A 12,928-nucleotide genomic window follows, 5' to 3' on the forward strand; every position below is an offset into this window, starting at 1 on the left:
AGGTATCAACTGAGCCCCAGGCCCTTGGATAAAATCTGTTCCGCTGCCACGAATGCCGGCGTCTTGCCGGCATCGGCATAGACCTCTTCACCGTCTTCAACCCGGATCACTTCCGAGCCCTGTACATAGGGCATGGATTTCTCTGCTTCCTTGACTGCTGAGTGCAGTAGCCCCTCAGTGATGGTCGCTTCATCCAGGCCATAGGCCTGGGCCAGCGCCTTGATTTTGATCAGGTCATGTTTATCCAGGGTCAGGGTGTATTCCACCCGTTCGCCGGTCTGTCTGGCTTTTGCTTCCCAGTTGTTGAGCAAGTGCTTGAAGGTGTCCATGAAATGCGCCCCGGTTGACTGTAGATGCATGCACTATCTGACTGTAGCCGGGGAATTAGGTTCGGTGGAGCAGCCAGTCCTGGTGGGAGCTGGCTCGCCAGCGATGGAAGCCGCGACTTATTTCTGTTGCCGCTGGCATTCAGGCAAGCCGGACCGTTATTGTGCTGAATCCTTTTAGTCCCTTGCATGGATCTGTTGTGATGAACGCACCGCGTACTGCTGTGGGCCCGATCAAGGCCGTAATTTTTGATATGGACGGTTTGTTGCTGGATACAGAGGGTATCTACAGCGAAGTGACACAGATTATCGCCGCGCGCTACGGGCGCACCTATGGCTGGGAGATCAAGCAGCAAATCATCGGTCGCGGTGCCCGGGACCTGGCGGCCATTCTGGTCAAGGCCCTGGAGTTGCCGCTCACGGTGGATGAGTTTCTGCTCGTGCGCGAACCGCTGTTGAGCGAGCGTTTCCCCAAGGCCCTGGGCATGCCGGGGGCCGAAGCGCTGGTGCGGCACTTGCGGGCGCATAACATCCCGATTGCCGTGGGCACCAGTTCGTCGCGCCATTCCCTTGCGCACAAGACGACCTTGCACCGCGAATGGTTTGACTTGTTCGACACCATTGTTACCGCTGACGACCCTGAAGTCGGCGCCGCCAAACCTGCGCCCGACATCTTTCTGACGGCTGCCCGGCGTCTGGGCGTGGCACCCGAGGATTGCCTGGTGTTCGAGGATTCGCCCTTTGGCGTGACCGCCGCCAAGGCCGCCAACATGGCCGCTATTGCGGTGCCCGACGAAGCCATGGCCGACAGCAAATACCAGCACGCCGACCAGATTTTGCGCAAGCTGGCGGATGTTGATCTGGCCGCCTATGGTTTGCCGCCATTGCGCTGAGAATCAGGAGCCCGGGTGAATAATCCAGAATTGAATCACGACCTGTTCACGCCCTGGCTGGAGCAATGGCAACTGACCATCGAGGGTGAGGCCTTTGCTTCGCGCAATGGTTATTTGTTGCCTGTCAGCCAGGGCGGGCAGCCGGCCATGCTTAAAGTCTCGCAAGAGCCCGAAGAGCAGGCCGGTGCTCAGCTGATGGCCTGGTGGGCGGGGGAGGGAGCGGCACCGGTGCTGGCCCATGACCATGAGGCGTTGCTGTTGCAGCGTGCCCAGGGCCGCGCCACGCTTGCGGGGATGGTCGCAGACGACGCCGATGATCAGGCCACGCACATTCTGTGCAGGGTTATCGGCCGTTTGCATAAACCGTCGCCAAAGCCGCTTCCGGCTCTGGTCCCGCTGCAACAGCGTTTCGAGTCGCTATGGGGCGCAGCGGCGGCCCACGGCGGCATTCTGCAGCTTTGCGCCGCCAGTGCCCGCGAACTGCTGGCCAGTCCCCGGGACGTCGGGGTGCTGCACGGCGATGTCCACCATGGCAACGTGCTCGATTTCGGCGCGGCCGGCTGGCTGGCCATCGACCCCAAGGGGCTCTTCGGAGAACGCGGATTCGATTACGCCAACATTTTCTGCAACCCCGATCACCACAGTGCGCTGGCCCCAGGCCGCTTTGCCCGGCGTCTGGAAATCGTGGCAGCCGCCAGCGGTATTGAGCGCAGCAGATTGTTGCGCTGGGTCCTTGCCTGGGCAGGGCTGTCCGCGAGCTGGATGCTTGAAGACCATGAAGATCCGGATGGCGTGATGCAAGTGGCGAAACTGGCGGGATCGGCATTGGGCCTGATCGAGTGAGCCGTGGGCACCCTGCCTGCAACAGGCAGGGTGCCCATGGCGGTTATTTCAGATACCAGCCCCACGGCCGGTCATCGATGTACTCGGTCACCTGCTTGGTTTCCAGATAATTGTTCAGCCCCCACTGGCCGAGTTCGCGGCCAATGCCGCTGTGTTTCATGCCGCCCCACGGCGCTTCGACAAAGGTCGGTTGCGAGCAGTTGACCCAGACTATGCCCGCCCGCAACTGGTTGGCCACCCGGCTGGTGCGGTGCAGGTCGGCACTCATCACGGCAGCGGCGAGGCCGAAGCGGCTGGCATTGGCCATTTGCACGGCTTGCTCTTCGGTCTTGAAGCGCTTGATACATAACACCGGCCCGAACACTTCTTCACGCCACAGAATACTGTTATGCCCCGGTTCGTCGAAGATTGCCGGCTGGATGAAATAGCCCTCTTGCAGATGCCCGGGGCGCTGACCGCCAGTGAGCAGACGAGCGCCGCTGGCGAGCCCCTGATCGATGTAGCCCAGGACCTTGTCGTATTGGCCCTGACTCACCAGGGGGCCAAGCAACACCCCGGGTTGCAGGCCGGGGCCGATGGTGATTTTTCGGGTTTCCTCCACCAGCCGCTCGATTAACCGCGCAGCGATGCTTTCCTGCACCAGCAGGCGTGAGGTGGCGCTGCACACCTGACCCTGATTCCAGAAAATGCCGAACAGAATCCATTCCACGGCGGCATCGATATCGGCATCGTCGAACACAATAAAGGCCGATTTACCGCCGAGCTCGAGGCTGATGTTCTTGATGCTGCGAGCCGCCGCCGTCATGATTTTCGAGCCGGTGGGCACGCTGCCGGTGAAGGCCAGTTTGTCCACTGCCGGGTGCTCGGTGAGGGGGCTACCGGCGTCAGTGCCAAGCCCGGTCACGATGTTCAGGACCCCGGCCGGCAGGCCGATACGGTCTGCGGCAGCGGCCAGTTCAAGGGCCGTGAGCGGAGTCAGTTCCGAGGGCTTGAGCACCAGGGTGGCGCCGGCGGCCAATGCCGGGGCCACCTTCCATGCCGCCATCAGCAACGGGTAGTTCCACGGGATGATTTGCCCGGCCACGCCAATCGGTTCATGGCGGATCCGGCAGCGAAAACGCGTATCGGGCAATGGCAGCGGTTGATCCTGTTGCTGATCCAGTTCCCGGGCCAGCCCCGCGTAATAGCGAAAGCAGCCAATCGCATCGCCAACGTCCCACTGGGCTTCGGGCAGCGGCTTGCCGTTATCGCGCACTTCCAGCTCGGCAAGTCCCTGCTGGTGGTGCTGCAGTTCATCGGCCAGGGCGTCGAGCCATTGCCCGCGCTCGGCGCCGCTGGTTTTGCCCCAGTCACTGTCGAACGCGCGGCGGGCTGCGCGCACGGCATGATCAATGTCTTCTTCAGTGCCGGCCGCGACCCGGTGAAAAACCTGGCCGGTGGCCGGATCGATGACGTCGAGCAAGCCCCCCAGGTCCGCACCCACCCATTCGCCGTTGATATAAAGCTGATCACGCATGCTGAGACTCCTGGCTGTTGGTACGGCGGCTTTGCAGATGACGGGAAGTGAACAGCAGCAACAGTGACAGGCAAATAATGACGGTCGAGACAGCGTTTATCTCCGGCGTCACGCCGCGGCGAATGGAGGAAAAGATGTAAATCGGCAAGGTGGTTTCGGAGCCGGCGACAAAGAAGGCGATGATGAAATCGTCGAAGCTGAAGGTGAATGCCAGCAGGAACCCGGCCATGATCGCCGGGCTGATCTGCGGCAGCGTGACCCGCCAGAACGTCTGCATCGGCGGCGCATACAGGTCGGCCGAGGCCTCCAGCAAGGCTTTGTCCAGGGAGTCGACGCGACTGCGCACAATCACCATGACCAGCGCCATGGTGAACAATGAGTGCGCCGCAATGACCGTGGCAAAGCCCATGTTCAGGCGCGGCGCGGCAGGTATCCAGCTGGCCAGCAACGGGTTGATGAAGTCGAACAGGCTGATGAAGGCAATCAGGGTCGAGATGCCGATGACGATCCCGGGTACGATGATCGCGCAATAGGTCAGGGCATCGAACATCAGCCGCACCCTGGGCCCGGCCCGTTGCAGGCCGAATACCGCCAGGGTACCGAACAGGGTGGCTATTACCGCGCTGGTCAAGGCAATGAATGCGCTATGGGCCAGCGCCTCCATGATGAACGGGTTGCCGAAGGCGCGACCGAACCATTGCACCGAGCAGCATTCGAATGCCAGGCCGCTGCGCCCGGCGTTAAAGCTGAACAGTACGATCAGGGCAATCGGCGCGTAGAGAAACAGATACAACGATGTCGAATAGCTGCGCAGCCACATGTCACACCCCCGAGTCGACAGGACGGCCGCCATAGCGCGCCACCAGTTTCAGATACACACCGATGATCACCAGCATCATCGCCACCAGAGTCATTGCCAGCGCACTGCCAAATGGCCAATTGCGCGATTGCAGGAACAGGTCGACCAGCGCGTTGCCGAGAAAGAACACTTTGCCGCCGCCGAGAATGGCCGGGATCAGGAACTCGCCCATCAGCAGGATAAACACCAGCATCACCCCGGTAATCACCCCCGGTGCGCTCAGTGGCAGGGTGATGCGCCGAAAGCTTTCAAAGGCACTGGCACCCAGGTCGGCGGAGGCTTCCAGCAGGCGCTTGTCGAGTTTTTCCAGGCTGACATAGATCGGAAACACCATGAGCGGCAAGTAGCCGTAAACGATGCCGATCAGCACCGCCCACGGGGTGTTGATCAGGCGTACGTCTTCCAGGCCGAAACTGGCCAGCAGCGCCGGAATGCCTTTGCCGCTGAGGAGGAAGATCCAGGCATAGGTGCGGATCAGGAAACTGGTCCAGAACGGCACTATCACCAGGGTCAGCAGCAGCGAACGGTTCTTGCTCACCTTGAGCGCCAGAAAGTACGCCAGCGGGTAGGCCGCCACCAGGCACACCAGAGTGCCCAGTGGCGCCAGGATCAAGGTGTTGCTGAACGCGGCGGCCCGCGAACCGAGGTTCAGGTAGTTGTCCAGGGTGAAGCCGGCGGCATAGCCGCCCACGGCACTGCGTTCGCCGAAGCTGTAGACCAGAATGATCAGCAGCGGCATCAGCAGCAACAGCAGGAACCACAGGGTCGATGGCAACAGCATGAGCAGCGTCATCCGCCGGCCGAGGCTGCGCCGCTGGCGTGCCCCGACTGACAGGGCTGTGCCCGGCTGTACCGATTGCGGGTGGGCGGCGGCGTTCATGGGGGGCTCCTCAATGGCCATGGCAAAGCATCAGGCGGACTTGAAACGGGCCATCAGTTCAGCCCGTGCCGGACTGGTGAGTGTGGCGGCGGCACCGAACTCCAGCGGGCTCAGGGCTTCGGCGGCCGGGTACATGATCGGGTCTTCCAGCAGGGCGATCGGCAGCAGGGCGTCGACCCGCTTGTCACCACTGGGGTAGCCGTGGCTCAAGACTTCGAGCTTGTTGTGCTGAGGGTCGAGCAGGTAGTTGATAAAGGCGTAGGCAGCGTCCTTGTGCTCGGAGCTTTTGGGGATCGCGAAGAAGTCGCTCCACAGTTCGCCCCCTTCCTTGCCCAGCTCGTATTGCATCTGCGGCAGGTCGCGATGCAACTGCGAGGCGTCACCGGTCCAGGACATCGCCAGCCAGGCATCGCCGCTGCGCATCGATGGCTGGATATCGGAGTTGATGGCAAACAGGTGCGGCTTGACTTCGATCAGCAGTTTCTCGGCATCTGCCAGCTCTTTCGGGTCCAGAGAGTTGAAGCTGTAGCCGAAGCTTTTGAGGGCGTTGCCAATGGCGGTCAGTTGGTAGTCGTGGACCATGGTGCGGCCGCTGGCGGGACCCTGGGCGGCGGCCCAGAACGCTTTCCAGCTGGCGGGGCCGTCCTTGAGTTTTTCACTGTCGTAGAGCATCCCGGTGGTGCCCCAGTTTTTCGGCACCGCGTAAATCTTGCCGTCCACCGTGCCCTGGGCCATGAACTTTTGCTGGAAGGCCGAGGCATCGAAATTGGGCAGGCGCGCCAGGTCCAGAGGTTCGATCAGGCCCAGGCCGACGTAGGTGCTGATGGTGTAGTTGGTGGGCACCAGTACGTCCCAGCCACTGCCGCCAGCTTGCAGCTTGGCGAGCATTTCTTCGTTGGAACCGAACACGCTCATGGACACCCGTGCGCCGCTGGTTTTGCCGAAGTCGTCAAGATTTTCCTGGCTGTGATAGTTCGGCCAGGTGGCCAGTGCCAGGCGATCGCTCGACAGTTTTTGCTCGCCCGCCTGGGCGCTGGACATCAGCAGGCCGGGCATGTTGCTGGCGACCACGGCCGCGGCAACCCCCAGGCCGGTGCGTCCCAGGAAGTCGCGCCGGCTGATCGAGCCGTTCTGCCAACTGCGCAGGTTTTTGATAAATGTCTTCTGGTCCATAACGCGCTCCACATTCGGTTGTTGAAACGAATCGTTGATTTACAACGCCATGGCCAGGCCGTTGGCGTGATCCCAGCCAACACTCACGGCTGCGCCGTGTTCGAAGGCATTGGCCGGGTGATCCTGCTGGCGTGGGACACGCACGCAAATCACCCCGAAGGCCTGGGTGCGAACGCGATATTCGGTGCAGTTGCCCAGATAGATGCGGTCTTCCACGCGGCCTGGCAGCTTCACTTCGCGAAGCATGTCGGCGTTGGCGCCGGCAATGCTGATCAGCTCCGGGCGCACGGCGATGCATCCCGGGGCATCGGCGCTCAAGGTTTTGCCGGTGGGGGTCAGCGGGCTTTCAAGCTCCAGCCCCTGCTCGGTGCGCAGCACCACCGAGTTGCCCTGCAGCTGGCGCACCGTGCCGTTGAACAGGTTGGACTCGCCAATGAAATCGGCCACGTAGCGGCTGGCCGGGGCTTCGTAGAGTTGCTCCGGGGTTGCGGTCTGAATGATCGAGCCGTTGTGCATCACGCTGATGCTGTCACTCATCGACAAGGCTTCTTCCTGGTCATGGGTGACCAGTACGAAGGTGATGCCGACCTCCCGTTGCAGGCGCAGCAACTCGGACTGCATCTCCTTGCGCAACTTGCGATCCAGGGCTGCCAGCGGCTCATCCAGCAGCAATACCGTGGGTTTGTTGACCAGCGCCCGGGCCAGGGCCACGCGCTGTTGCTGGCCGCCGGACAGCTCGCTGGGCTTGCGCTGGCCGAAGCCGCTCAGGCGCACCATCTCCAGGGCCTCGTCGGCCATGCGCAGCTGGGTTTTTTTGTCCGGCCGCGGGTTGCGGTAGCGCAGGCCGTAGGCGATGTTTTGCGCCACGGTCAAATGCGGGAACAGTGCGTAATGCTGAAACACCATATTCACCGGTCGTTCGAATGCAGGCACGCCGGCCACGTTTTTGCCCGCCAGCAACACTTCGCCGCTGCTGGGTTGTTCGAAGCCGGCGATCATGCGCAGGGTGGTGGTTTTGCCGCAGCCAGAGCCGCCGAGGAAAGAATGAAATGAGCCACGGCGCACGGCGAAGTTCAGCCCGTTAACGGCTGATACCTCGCCGTAGCGTTTGACCACATTGCAGAATTCGATGTCGCTTGGCGGGTTGTCGTTCACGGTCCGGCTCCCTTGCAGTGATGAATCAGCGCGTCGGGGGCCAAACTAGCAATCGGGGTTTTGCGCTGTATATATCCCTTGGGGGATAGAGTCGTTATCAGGTGTCAGGGCTCGACAACCAGCTCCTGGCCGGTGAGGTCGCGGATAAACAGCCCGAGCAATTCCGACTGGCTGCCTATGCCCAGTTTGGCGTAGATGTTCTTGCGGTGAATCTTCACCGTGCCGGGGCTGATGCCCAGTTGCTCGGCCACCGAGGCGCTGGAATGGCCGCGCAGCAGCAGTTGCACGATTTCCTGCTCGCGCACGGTGAGGATGTGGGCGCCAAAGTGATCGAAGACCTCGCGGATCTTGAAGTCCAGATCCTGGGCCGGGCGCGGCTGCTCGGTCTGGCGCAAGCGCCAGGCTTCATTGATCACCTGCTCGACCACCGCTTGTGCGCACTCGATCAACTGCATTTCATCGCGACTGAAGGCGCAACTGGCGGTGCTGCGCATCAGTGACAGCACGGCCATGGCGCCTGCGCCCAGGTCGACGAAAAAGGCCACTTCCTCGGCCAGTCCGGTTTGCTGGTAGTAGGTCAGGTAGTACTCGCCGAGATAGAAATGGTCGGGTGCAAACTGGCGCAGGCGCCACAGCCCCGGTGGTTGCGCGCGGGTGCAGGCCAGGTAGAAAGGGTCCAGCAAGTAAGGCCCGCACTGATAGTCATCGACATACACCGCACGCTTGTCCGCCGAGAAGGTATCGAACAGGGCCAGCGGCCGGTGATTGCCTTCGTAGACGAACAGAACAAAGTGATCGATCGGGCAGACCTGCCTTAGCCAGTGGCTCAAGCCCGCCAGTCGCCCGTGCCCGGCAGGCAAGGCCAGCAGATGGGCGACACCGGTGGTCCAGAGTTTCAGTTCCTTGGGGCGCATGGCGGATTCAGGCAAGAAGGGTCGAATTTGAATGCACGAATTACGCCACGGGGAGCCGGACCTTGTCGGGCAGGGGGGCGGGAGGAATGGGCCAGGCATGGGCGCACAGTAAAAGGGCAGGGGTGTTACTGAGCGCTACACAATAGCCCGCAGGCGCTGTCGGATGATCAGCGCCAGGAGGAGGCCGACCGGTTACTGGCAGGGGTTATTGAAGTGCTGCTTCGAACAAGACTTCAGGTGAGTGGCTAAACGCCGGAACCAGGTTTGATCCTGGCCCCGGCGGTTTAATTAGCAGCCCATCAGCGGCGCCATAAACGTTTCGCAATGGCAGTCGAGATAGAGCCGAAACAGACCTGAGTCACTCTGCTGGAGTTAACTCAGGTACAGCACTACAGAATCCGGCACCTCTGGGTTCTCTGCCTTATAGTGGCCTCCTGGGGAGGCGAGGCAGGCCGCTGCGCCGTGCGAGAATGAAGCCATTGATAATCAGCTTCGGCCAATTCCTGCAGTGGGCTCATCAGCCTTGGTCGACCATGTCGGGCTATATGGTCCGTATAGCGGTCTAATTCCCTTCTGCTGACGATCCTCAAGGCACTTGGGTTGCTGATTCCGGCTTCCCCCAGCTGCCAGGGGTAATAGTGGGGATGAGTGCCGGATACGATTTGTCTGACTTCTCTGATGTAGGCCGGGTTGTGATCGAGAAACCCTCCGTTAGCCAGATAGAGGTTCCCGTCAGAGATAACGCTCACGGGAGCTGCCGACGGAAGTTCCAGGGGCCTGCTATAAACGGCGCGCCTGTTAGCCGAATTGGTTTGCCCTAAACTTTGCAAATCACTACGGGACAAGTGCGGCAAAAAGCTATTCCGGATCGGTGTTTGTTCCAGCAAATAGGACAGATCCATGTCGCGCATGGGTGTCACTCGCTGGGTTCCCCCGGGTAATGCACGGCGGCCTCTCGTAGCCCCCCCTGCATGTTGCAGTTTGTGCTGCCAGCTGCCTACGAACTTGCCTGCACTCTTCACTCCCTTGGCCGCAGCCCCGGCCATTGACGGAGCCGCCGAAGCAAGCCCGGTTGCCATGCCCACCCAGCCCAGAATCCGCCCGGCGTTTTCATTGCCGGTGGCCAGCAAGGCTATCGAGGCCACATCCGCTGCCAGCGACACCACGCTCAAGGTCGCAGTAGTGACTGCCGTTACATAGCTGGCGGTCAGTGCCGCTGTAGGCGCCGCCAACGCACCCAGGGAGGCCACGGTGCCGACCAGTGCCAGCGCGAGACCGGCCGCCGGCAACAGCCAGTCCAGCCACGAATGGCCCGACGGGTCGATGCGGTTGACCGGATCGCCGGCGCAATAGGCATAGCCATTGAGCCCGCCTTCGCCGAAGGGGCTGAGGCTGTCACGGCTGTGGAAGCGCATCAGTGCGGGGTTATAGATGCGGTAATCACCCAGGAAATACCAGCCGCTGTCCTGTTCGCGCAAAGCGCCGGCGTAGCCCAGTCGGCTGGTGCCGGGCTGGCTCTGGCCGTAGGCGCCGTAGACCGGGGTGTTAATCCCGTCATTGGCCTCAGTGGTTATCGAGCCCTGGGCATCGGTGCCCAGCAGCATCACTTCGCGCACCGCCGTTGCAAGACGGCTTTCAGCCACCGGAACGTCACCGGCCCGCACCCAGCGGGTCTGGGTGTGTTCACCCACCTCGCAACTGAGTTGACCGCCGGTGTGGTAACGCCAGCGCGGGCCGGTAGAGTCTTCGGTCTTGATGATGTTGCCCGCCGGGCCGTAGTGCCAGCGGCGTTCGCCGGTAGGCAGGGTGACGCCAATGAGTCGGCCCAGGGCGTCGTAGTGCAGCGGATTACCGCGCTCGTCGCGTTTGAGATTGCCCAGCGCGTCGTACTCCAGGGTTACCGGTGCCGGGTAATCGGCACGGCTGTGGCTGACGCTAAGCAGCTGGGTAAGGTCGGCGGGGTTGTAGCCGAATACGCTGACATTGTTGGCGCTGGCGTCGGCAAAGACCGTTTCCAGGCGTCGTACATTATCGAGGGCGTCGTATTGAAAGTGCTGCTCGCGGTAGGTTTTGCCGTGGGCATCTTCGGGCAACGACGGGCCTGCAAGGCGATGGGCAATCATCCGTCCGCGCAGGTCGTAGTCGAAGCTTTCACTACGCACCAGAACACCGTCATGGGTCAGTTCACGCTGCGCAAGCTTGCCGTCTTTACGCCATTGCTGGGTCTGGATTTCAAGGGACTGTCGGGTGGGCGTGCGGGTAGCCGTTTCTCGGCGGGCCGGACGGCCCAGGCTGTCGTAGCCCAGGGTTACGGTCATGTCCCGCGAGCCGTCTATAGATTGCGTGCGCTGCTGATGAATTCGCGAGGCTGCATCGTAGGTGACGCTAATAGTGACGTCAGGGCCTTGCTGTTGAATCAAGCGACCCAATTCGTCGTATTGGCAGCGCTGTTCGGCGCCGTCGGCATCGGTCAGCCGCGTCACTGTGCCCGCCGGTGTAGTGCTTTGCTGTTGCGAGCGCGGCTGGTCGCCGTGCCAGGCGTAGTCGGCTTTGCTCAGTTGGCCGGACGGAGACCAGTGATCTTTTTGCAGACCCAGATTGCCCCGGGATTCCAGCAAACGGCCGCTTAGCGGATCGTATTTATTGAACACACTGATCCCGGGCGCTTGCAGCGACAGCAATGCGTCGCCCAGTTCCGGTTGGCGCTCACTCTGCACCCGGGTACCGTCGGGCAGGATTTGGCTATGGGCGTGGATTTCTCCTTCGGCATATTCCCATTTGGAGACACTCTGCCCGACCTTTTCCCACACCAGTCGGCCCAGACCGTCATATTTGCGCTCGCCCAGCAGGACTTCATTACTGCCCAATGAAGGGTGGCTAATCGATACCGTAGCCGGCAATTCACTGTCATGGCCTTCGGCATAGGTGCGCTTGATGACACTGCCGTCGGGCAGGGTGGTGGATACCAGCCGGTCCCGCGCATCCCATTCTTGGCGGGTCTCCCGGCCCATGGCATCGAACTGGCTGACGCAACGGCCAAGGCCGTCATAGCTCCAACGCAAGGTGTGTTGCAACTCCCCTTTGGCGCAAAATAATTGCTCGGTCAGCGGCTTGCCATCCAGGGTGTGGGTGGTCACGGTTCTGGCCCCGGGCACGCCCTTGGCATCGGTCTGCCAGCTGCTGCCGGTCAGGGCCACCGGGTCGGCCAGAGTGTGCTGGGTGATACCGTCTGCGCTGGTTTCAGTCAACACATTGCCCCAGTCATCAAAGGTGCGTTCGGTGGTCAGGCTCAAGGCCGGAACGTCTTCGTTACCGGGATCGTAAGTCGTTTCACGGAACACCCGGCCCAGCACGTCATATTCGGCGGTCCAGGCGGTATAGGTCTCACCGCTGTCGGTTTGTTTTTCACGGCGGATTTCCCGGGCCATGCCATCGAGCCAGACAGTTTCCTTACGCCCGGAAGCGCCGATTCGGGTCTGGCAGCGCTCGTTCGCTGACAAGGAATAGGCCCAGTTGACCTTGGCCTCGAAGGCTGAATCCGGAGCCGCGACTTCCTGAGTCACACGCCCCAGGGCATCGTGGGCAAAGGCCATGCGCAACTGCTCGTCGGTCTGCTCGGTGACCATTAGCCCCGAGTACAGATCTTGTGAGGATTGGGCAACAGTTGAGTGCCCATCGTGCCCGGTGACTGTCACATTTTCCTGCAACACGGCACGTTGAAGAGAGCGGGCGTCTGGCGCTTGGGTCAGGGTGTAGCTGTAGGTCCGGGTGGTGCTTTTGCCCTGTACCCTTTGGGTTTCGCTGAGCATACGGCCGTGATGGGGTGAGGCCGGAGCATTGATAAAGGTCTGGCTGGAACGGCCCAATTCAGTGGGTTTATCGCCTTCAACCAGCAGCAACCGCTCTTCGCTGCTCTGGATAAAAGTCGGCAATGCAAACCCCGGGGCATCCCCACGCACCGGTAGCGCCTGATAACGGTAGCGGGTCTGCTTGACCGGGCCTTCGGTACCGGGTGGCGGACTGACCGTACGACTTTTCAGACGGGCGATGCGGCCCAGTGGGTCGGCCGGGCAGTCGTCGCTCTCACCGGTTACCGGATAGTACTCGGACTCTTCAACGGCCCCCAATGCATTGCGGTGCCACACCGGGTTACCCAGCTCGTCGTAGCGGGTTTTTTCCTCGGTAACAAGTTCTCGCAGCACCCGTTGGCCATCCAGCTGCGCCTTGCGGGTAATGACTTTATGCGGGAACTGGAAATACGGCAGTTGCCGGGCAATGGGCAGCCAGGGCTCGTCGTAATAGGTGGTCTCGGTTTCCTGCAGCGTCTGGCCCTGTTGCGTGCGTTCACGGGTCAGCAGGTGGAAGCGGT

General features: G+C 61.5%; 10 protein-coding genes. 2 read left to right on the forward strand and 8 right to left on the reverse strand.

Annotation, left to right across the window (positions count from 1 at the left end):
- Positions 1 to 5 precede the first annotated feature (5 nt).
- Positions 6 to 359 carry a hypothetical protein gene (locus tag WG29040_RS14105; protein WP_256681552.1) on the reverse strand — a complete coding sequence of 118 codons (354 nt, stop codon included), beginning with the start codon at positions 357 to 359 and terminating at the stop codon, positions 6 to 8.
- 170 nt (positions 360 to 529) lie between these two features.
- Here WG29040_RS14105 and WG29040_RS14110 point away from each other — a divergent pair, with 170 nt between their 5' ends.
- Together WG29040_RS14110 and WG29040_RS14115 are read left to right on the forward strand one after the other, a co-directional pair.
- Entirely contained in the window at positions 530 to 1,219 is a 690-nt protein-coding gene (locus WG29040_RS14110; RefSeq protein WP_127196357.1) for an HAD-IA family hydrolase, read from the forward strand.
- 15 nt (positions 1,220 to 1,234) lie between these two features.
- Entirely contained in the window at positions 1,235 to 2,062 is an 828-nt protein-coding gene (locus WG29040_RS14115) for an aminoglycoside phosphotransferase family protein (protein WP_127196358.1), read from the forward strand.
- Between the two features lie 43 nt (positions 2,063 to 2,105).
- Here WG29040_RS14115 and WG29040_RS14120 read toward each other — a convergent pair whose 3' ends face one another.
- The 7 genes from WG29040_RS14120 to WG29040_RS14150 all read right to left on the reverse strand — a co-directional run.
- Complete coding sequence (locus WG29040_RS14120) at positions 2,106 to 3,578, reverse strand: aldehyde dehydrogenase family protein (protein ID WP_060781804.1); 1,473 nt, start codon at positions 3,576 to 3,578, stop codon at positions 2,106 to 2,108.
- Positions 3,571 to 4,398 (reverse strand): ABC transporter permease, encoded by an 828-nt coding sequence (locus WG29040_RS14125; RefSeq protein WP_003442357.1) that lies wholly within the window; start codon positions 4,396 to 4,398, stop codon positions 3,571 to 3,573. Before WG29040_RS14125 ends, WG29040_RS14120 begins: the two co-directional genes overlap by 8 nt.
- Position 4,399: 1 nt before the next feature.
- Positions 4,400 to 5,317 carry an ABC transporter permease gene (locus WG29040_RS14130; RefSeq protein ID WP_003442359.1) on the reverse strand — a complete coding sequence of 306 codons (918 nt, stop codon included), beginning with the start codon at positions 5,315 to 5,317 and terminating at the stop codon, positions 4,400 to 4,402.
- 30 nt (positions 5,318 to 5,347) lie between these two features.
- The gene (locus WG29040_RS14135; protein ID WP_127196359.1) at positions 5,348 to 6,490 is read right to left on the reverse strand and encodes a PotD/PotF family extracellular solute-binding protein; all 1,143 of its coding nucleotides are present in this window, start codon (positions 6,488 to 6,490) and stop codon (positions 5,348 to 5,350) included.
- A 39-nt stretch (positions 6,491 to 6,529) separates the two neighbouring features.
- Positions 6,530 to 7,645, reverse strand: a complete 1,116-nt coding sequence (locus tag WG29040_RS14140) for an ABC transporter ATP-binding protein (protein WP_003442368.1) — start codon at positions 7,643 to 7,645, stop codon at positions 6,530 to 6,532.
- Positions 7,646 to 7,749: 104 nt separating this feature from the next.
- Positions 7,750 to 8,559, reverse strand: coding sequence for a LuxR family transcriptional regulator (locus WG29040_RS14145; RefSeq protein WP_010656326.1), 810 nt, complete (start codon positions 8,557 to 8,559; stop codon positions 7,750 to 7,752).
- Between the two features lie 389 nt (positions 8,560 to 8,948).
- Positions 8,949 to 12,928: RHS repeat domain-containing protein (locus tag WG29040_RS14150; protein WP_165878361.1), on the reverse strand; the 3,980-nt coding region annotated here is incomplete at its 5' end.

The sequence above is a fragment of the Pseudomonas sp. PAMC 29040 genome (assembly GCF_003994535.1).
Classification (GTDB): Bacteria; Pseudomonadota; Gammaproteobacteria; order Pseudomonadales; family Pseudomonadaceae; genus Aquipseudomonas; species Aquipseudomonas paraversuta.

Excerpts from the sequence above, each read along its gene's own strand:
- WG29040_RS14105 (WP_256681552.1), bottom strand. The coding sequence starts at position 359 with ATGCATCTACAGTCAACCGGGGCGCATTTCATGGACACCTTCAAGCAC.
- WG29040_RS14110 (WP_127196357.1), top strand. The coding sequence starts at position 530 with ATGAACGCACCGCGTACTGCTGTGGGCCCGATCAAGGCCGTAATTTTT.
- WG29040_RS14120 (WP_060781804.1), bottom strand. The coding sequence starts at position 3,578 with ATGCGTGATCAGCTTTATATCAACGGCGAATGGGTGGGTGCGGACCTG.
- WG29040_RS14125 (WP_003442357.1), bottom strand. The coding sequence starts at position 4,398 with ATGTGGCTGCGCAGCTATTCGACATCGTTGTATCTGTTTCTCTACGCG.
- WG29040_RS14130 (WP_003442359.1), bottom strand. The coding sequence starts at position 5,317 with ATGAACGCCGCCGCCCACCCGCAATCGGTACAGCCGGGCACAGCCCTG.
- WG29040_RS14135 (WP_127196359.1), bottom strand. The coding sequence starts at position 6,490 with ATGGACCAGAAGACATTTATCAAAAACCTGCGCAGTTGGCAGAACGGC.
- WG29040_RS14145 (WP_010656326.1), bottom strand. The coding sequence starts at position 8,559 with ATGCGCCCCAAGGAACTGAAACTCTGGACCACCGGTGTCGCCCATCTG.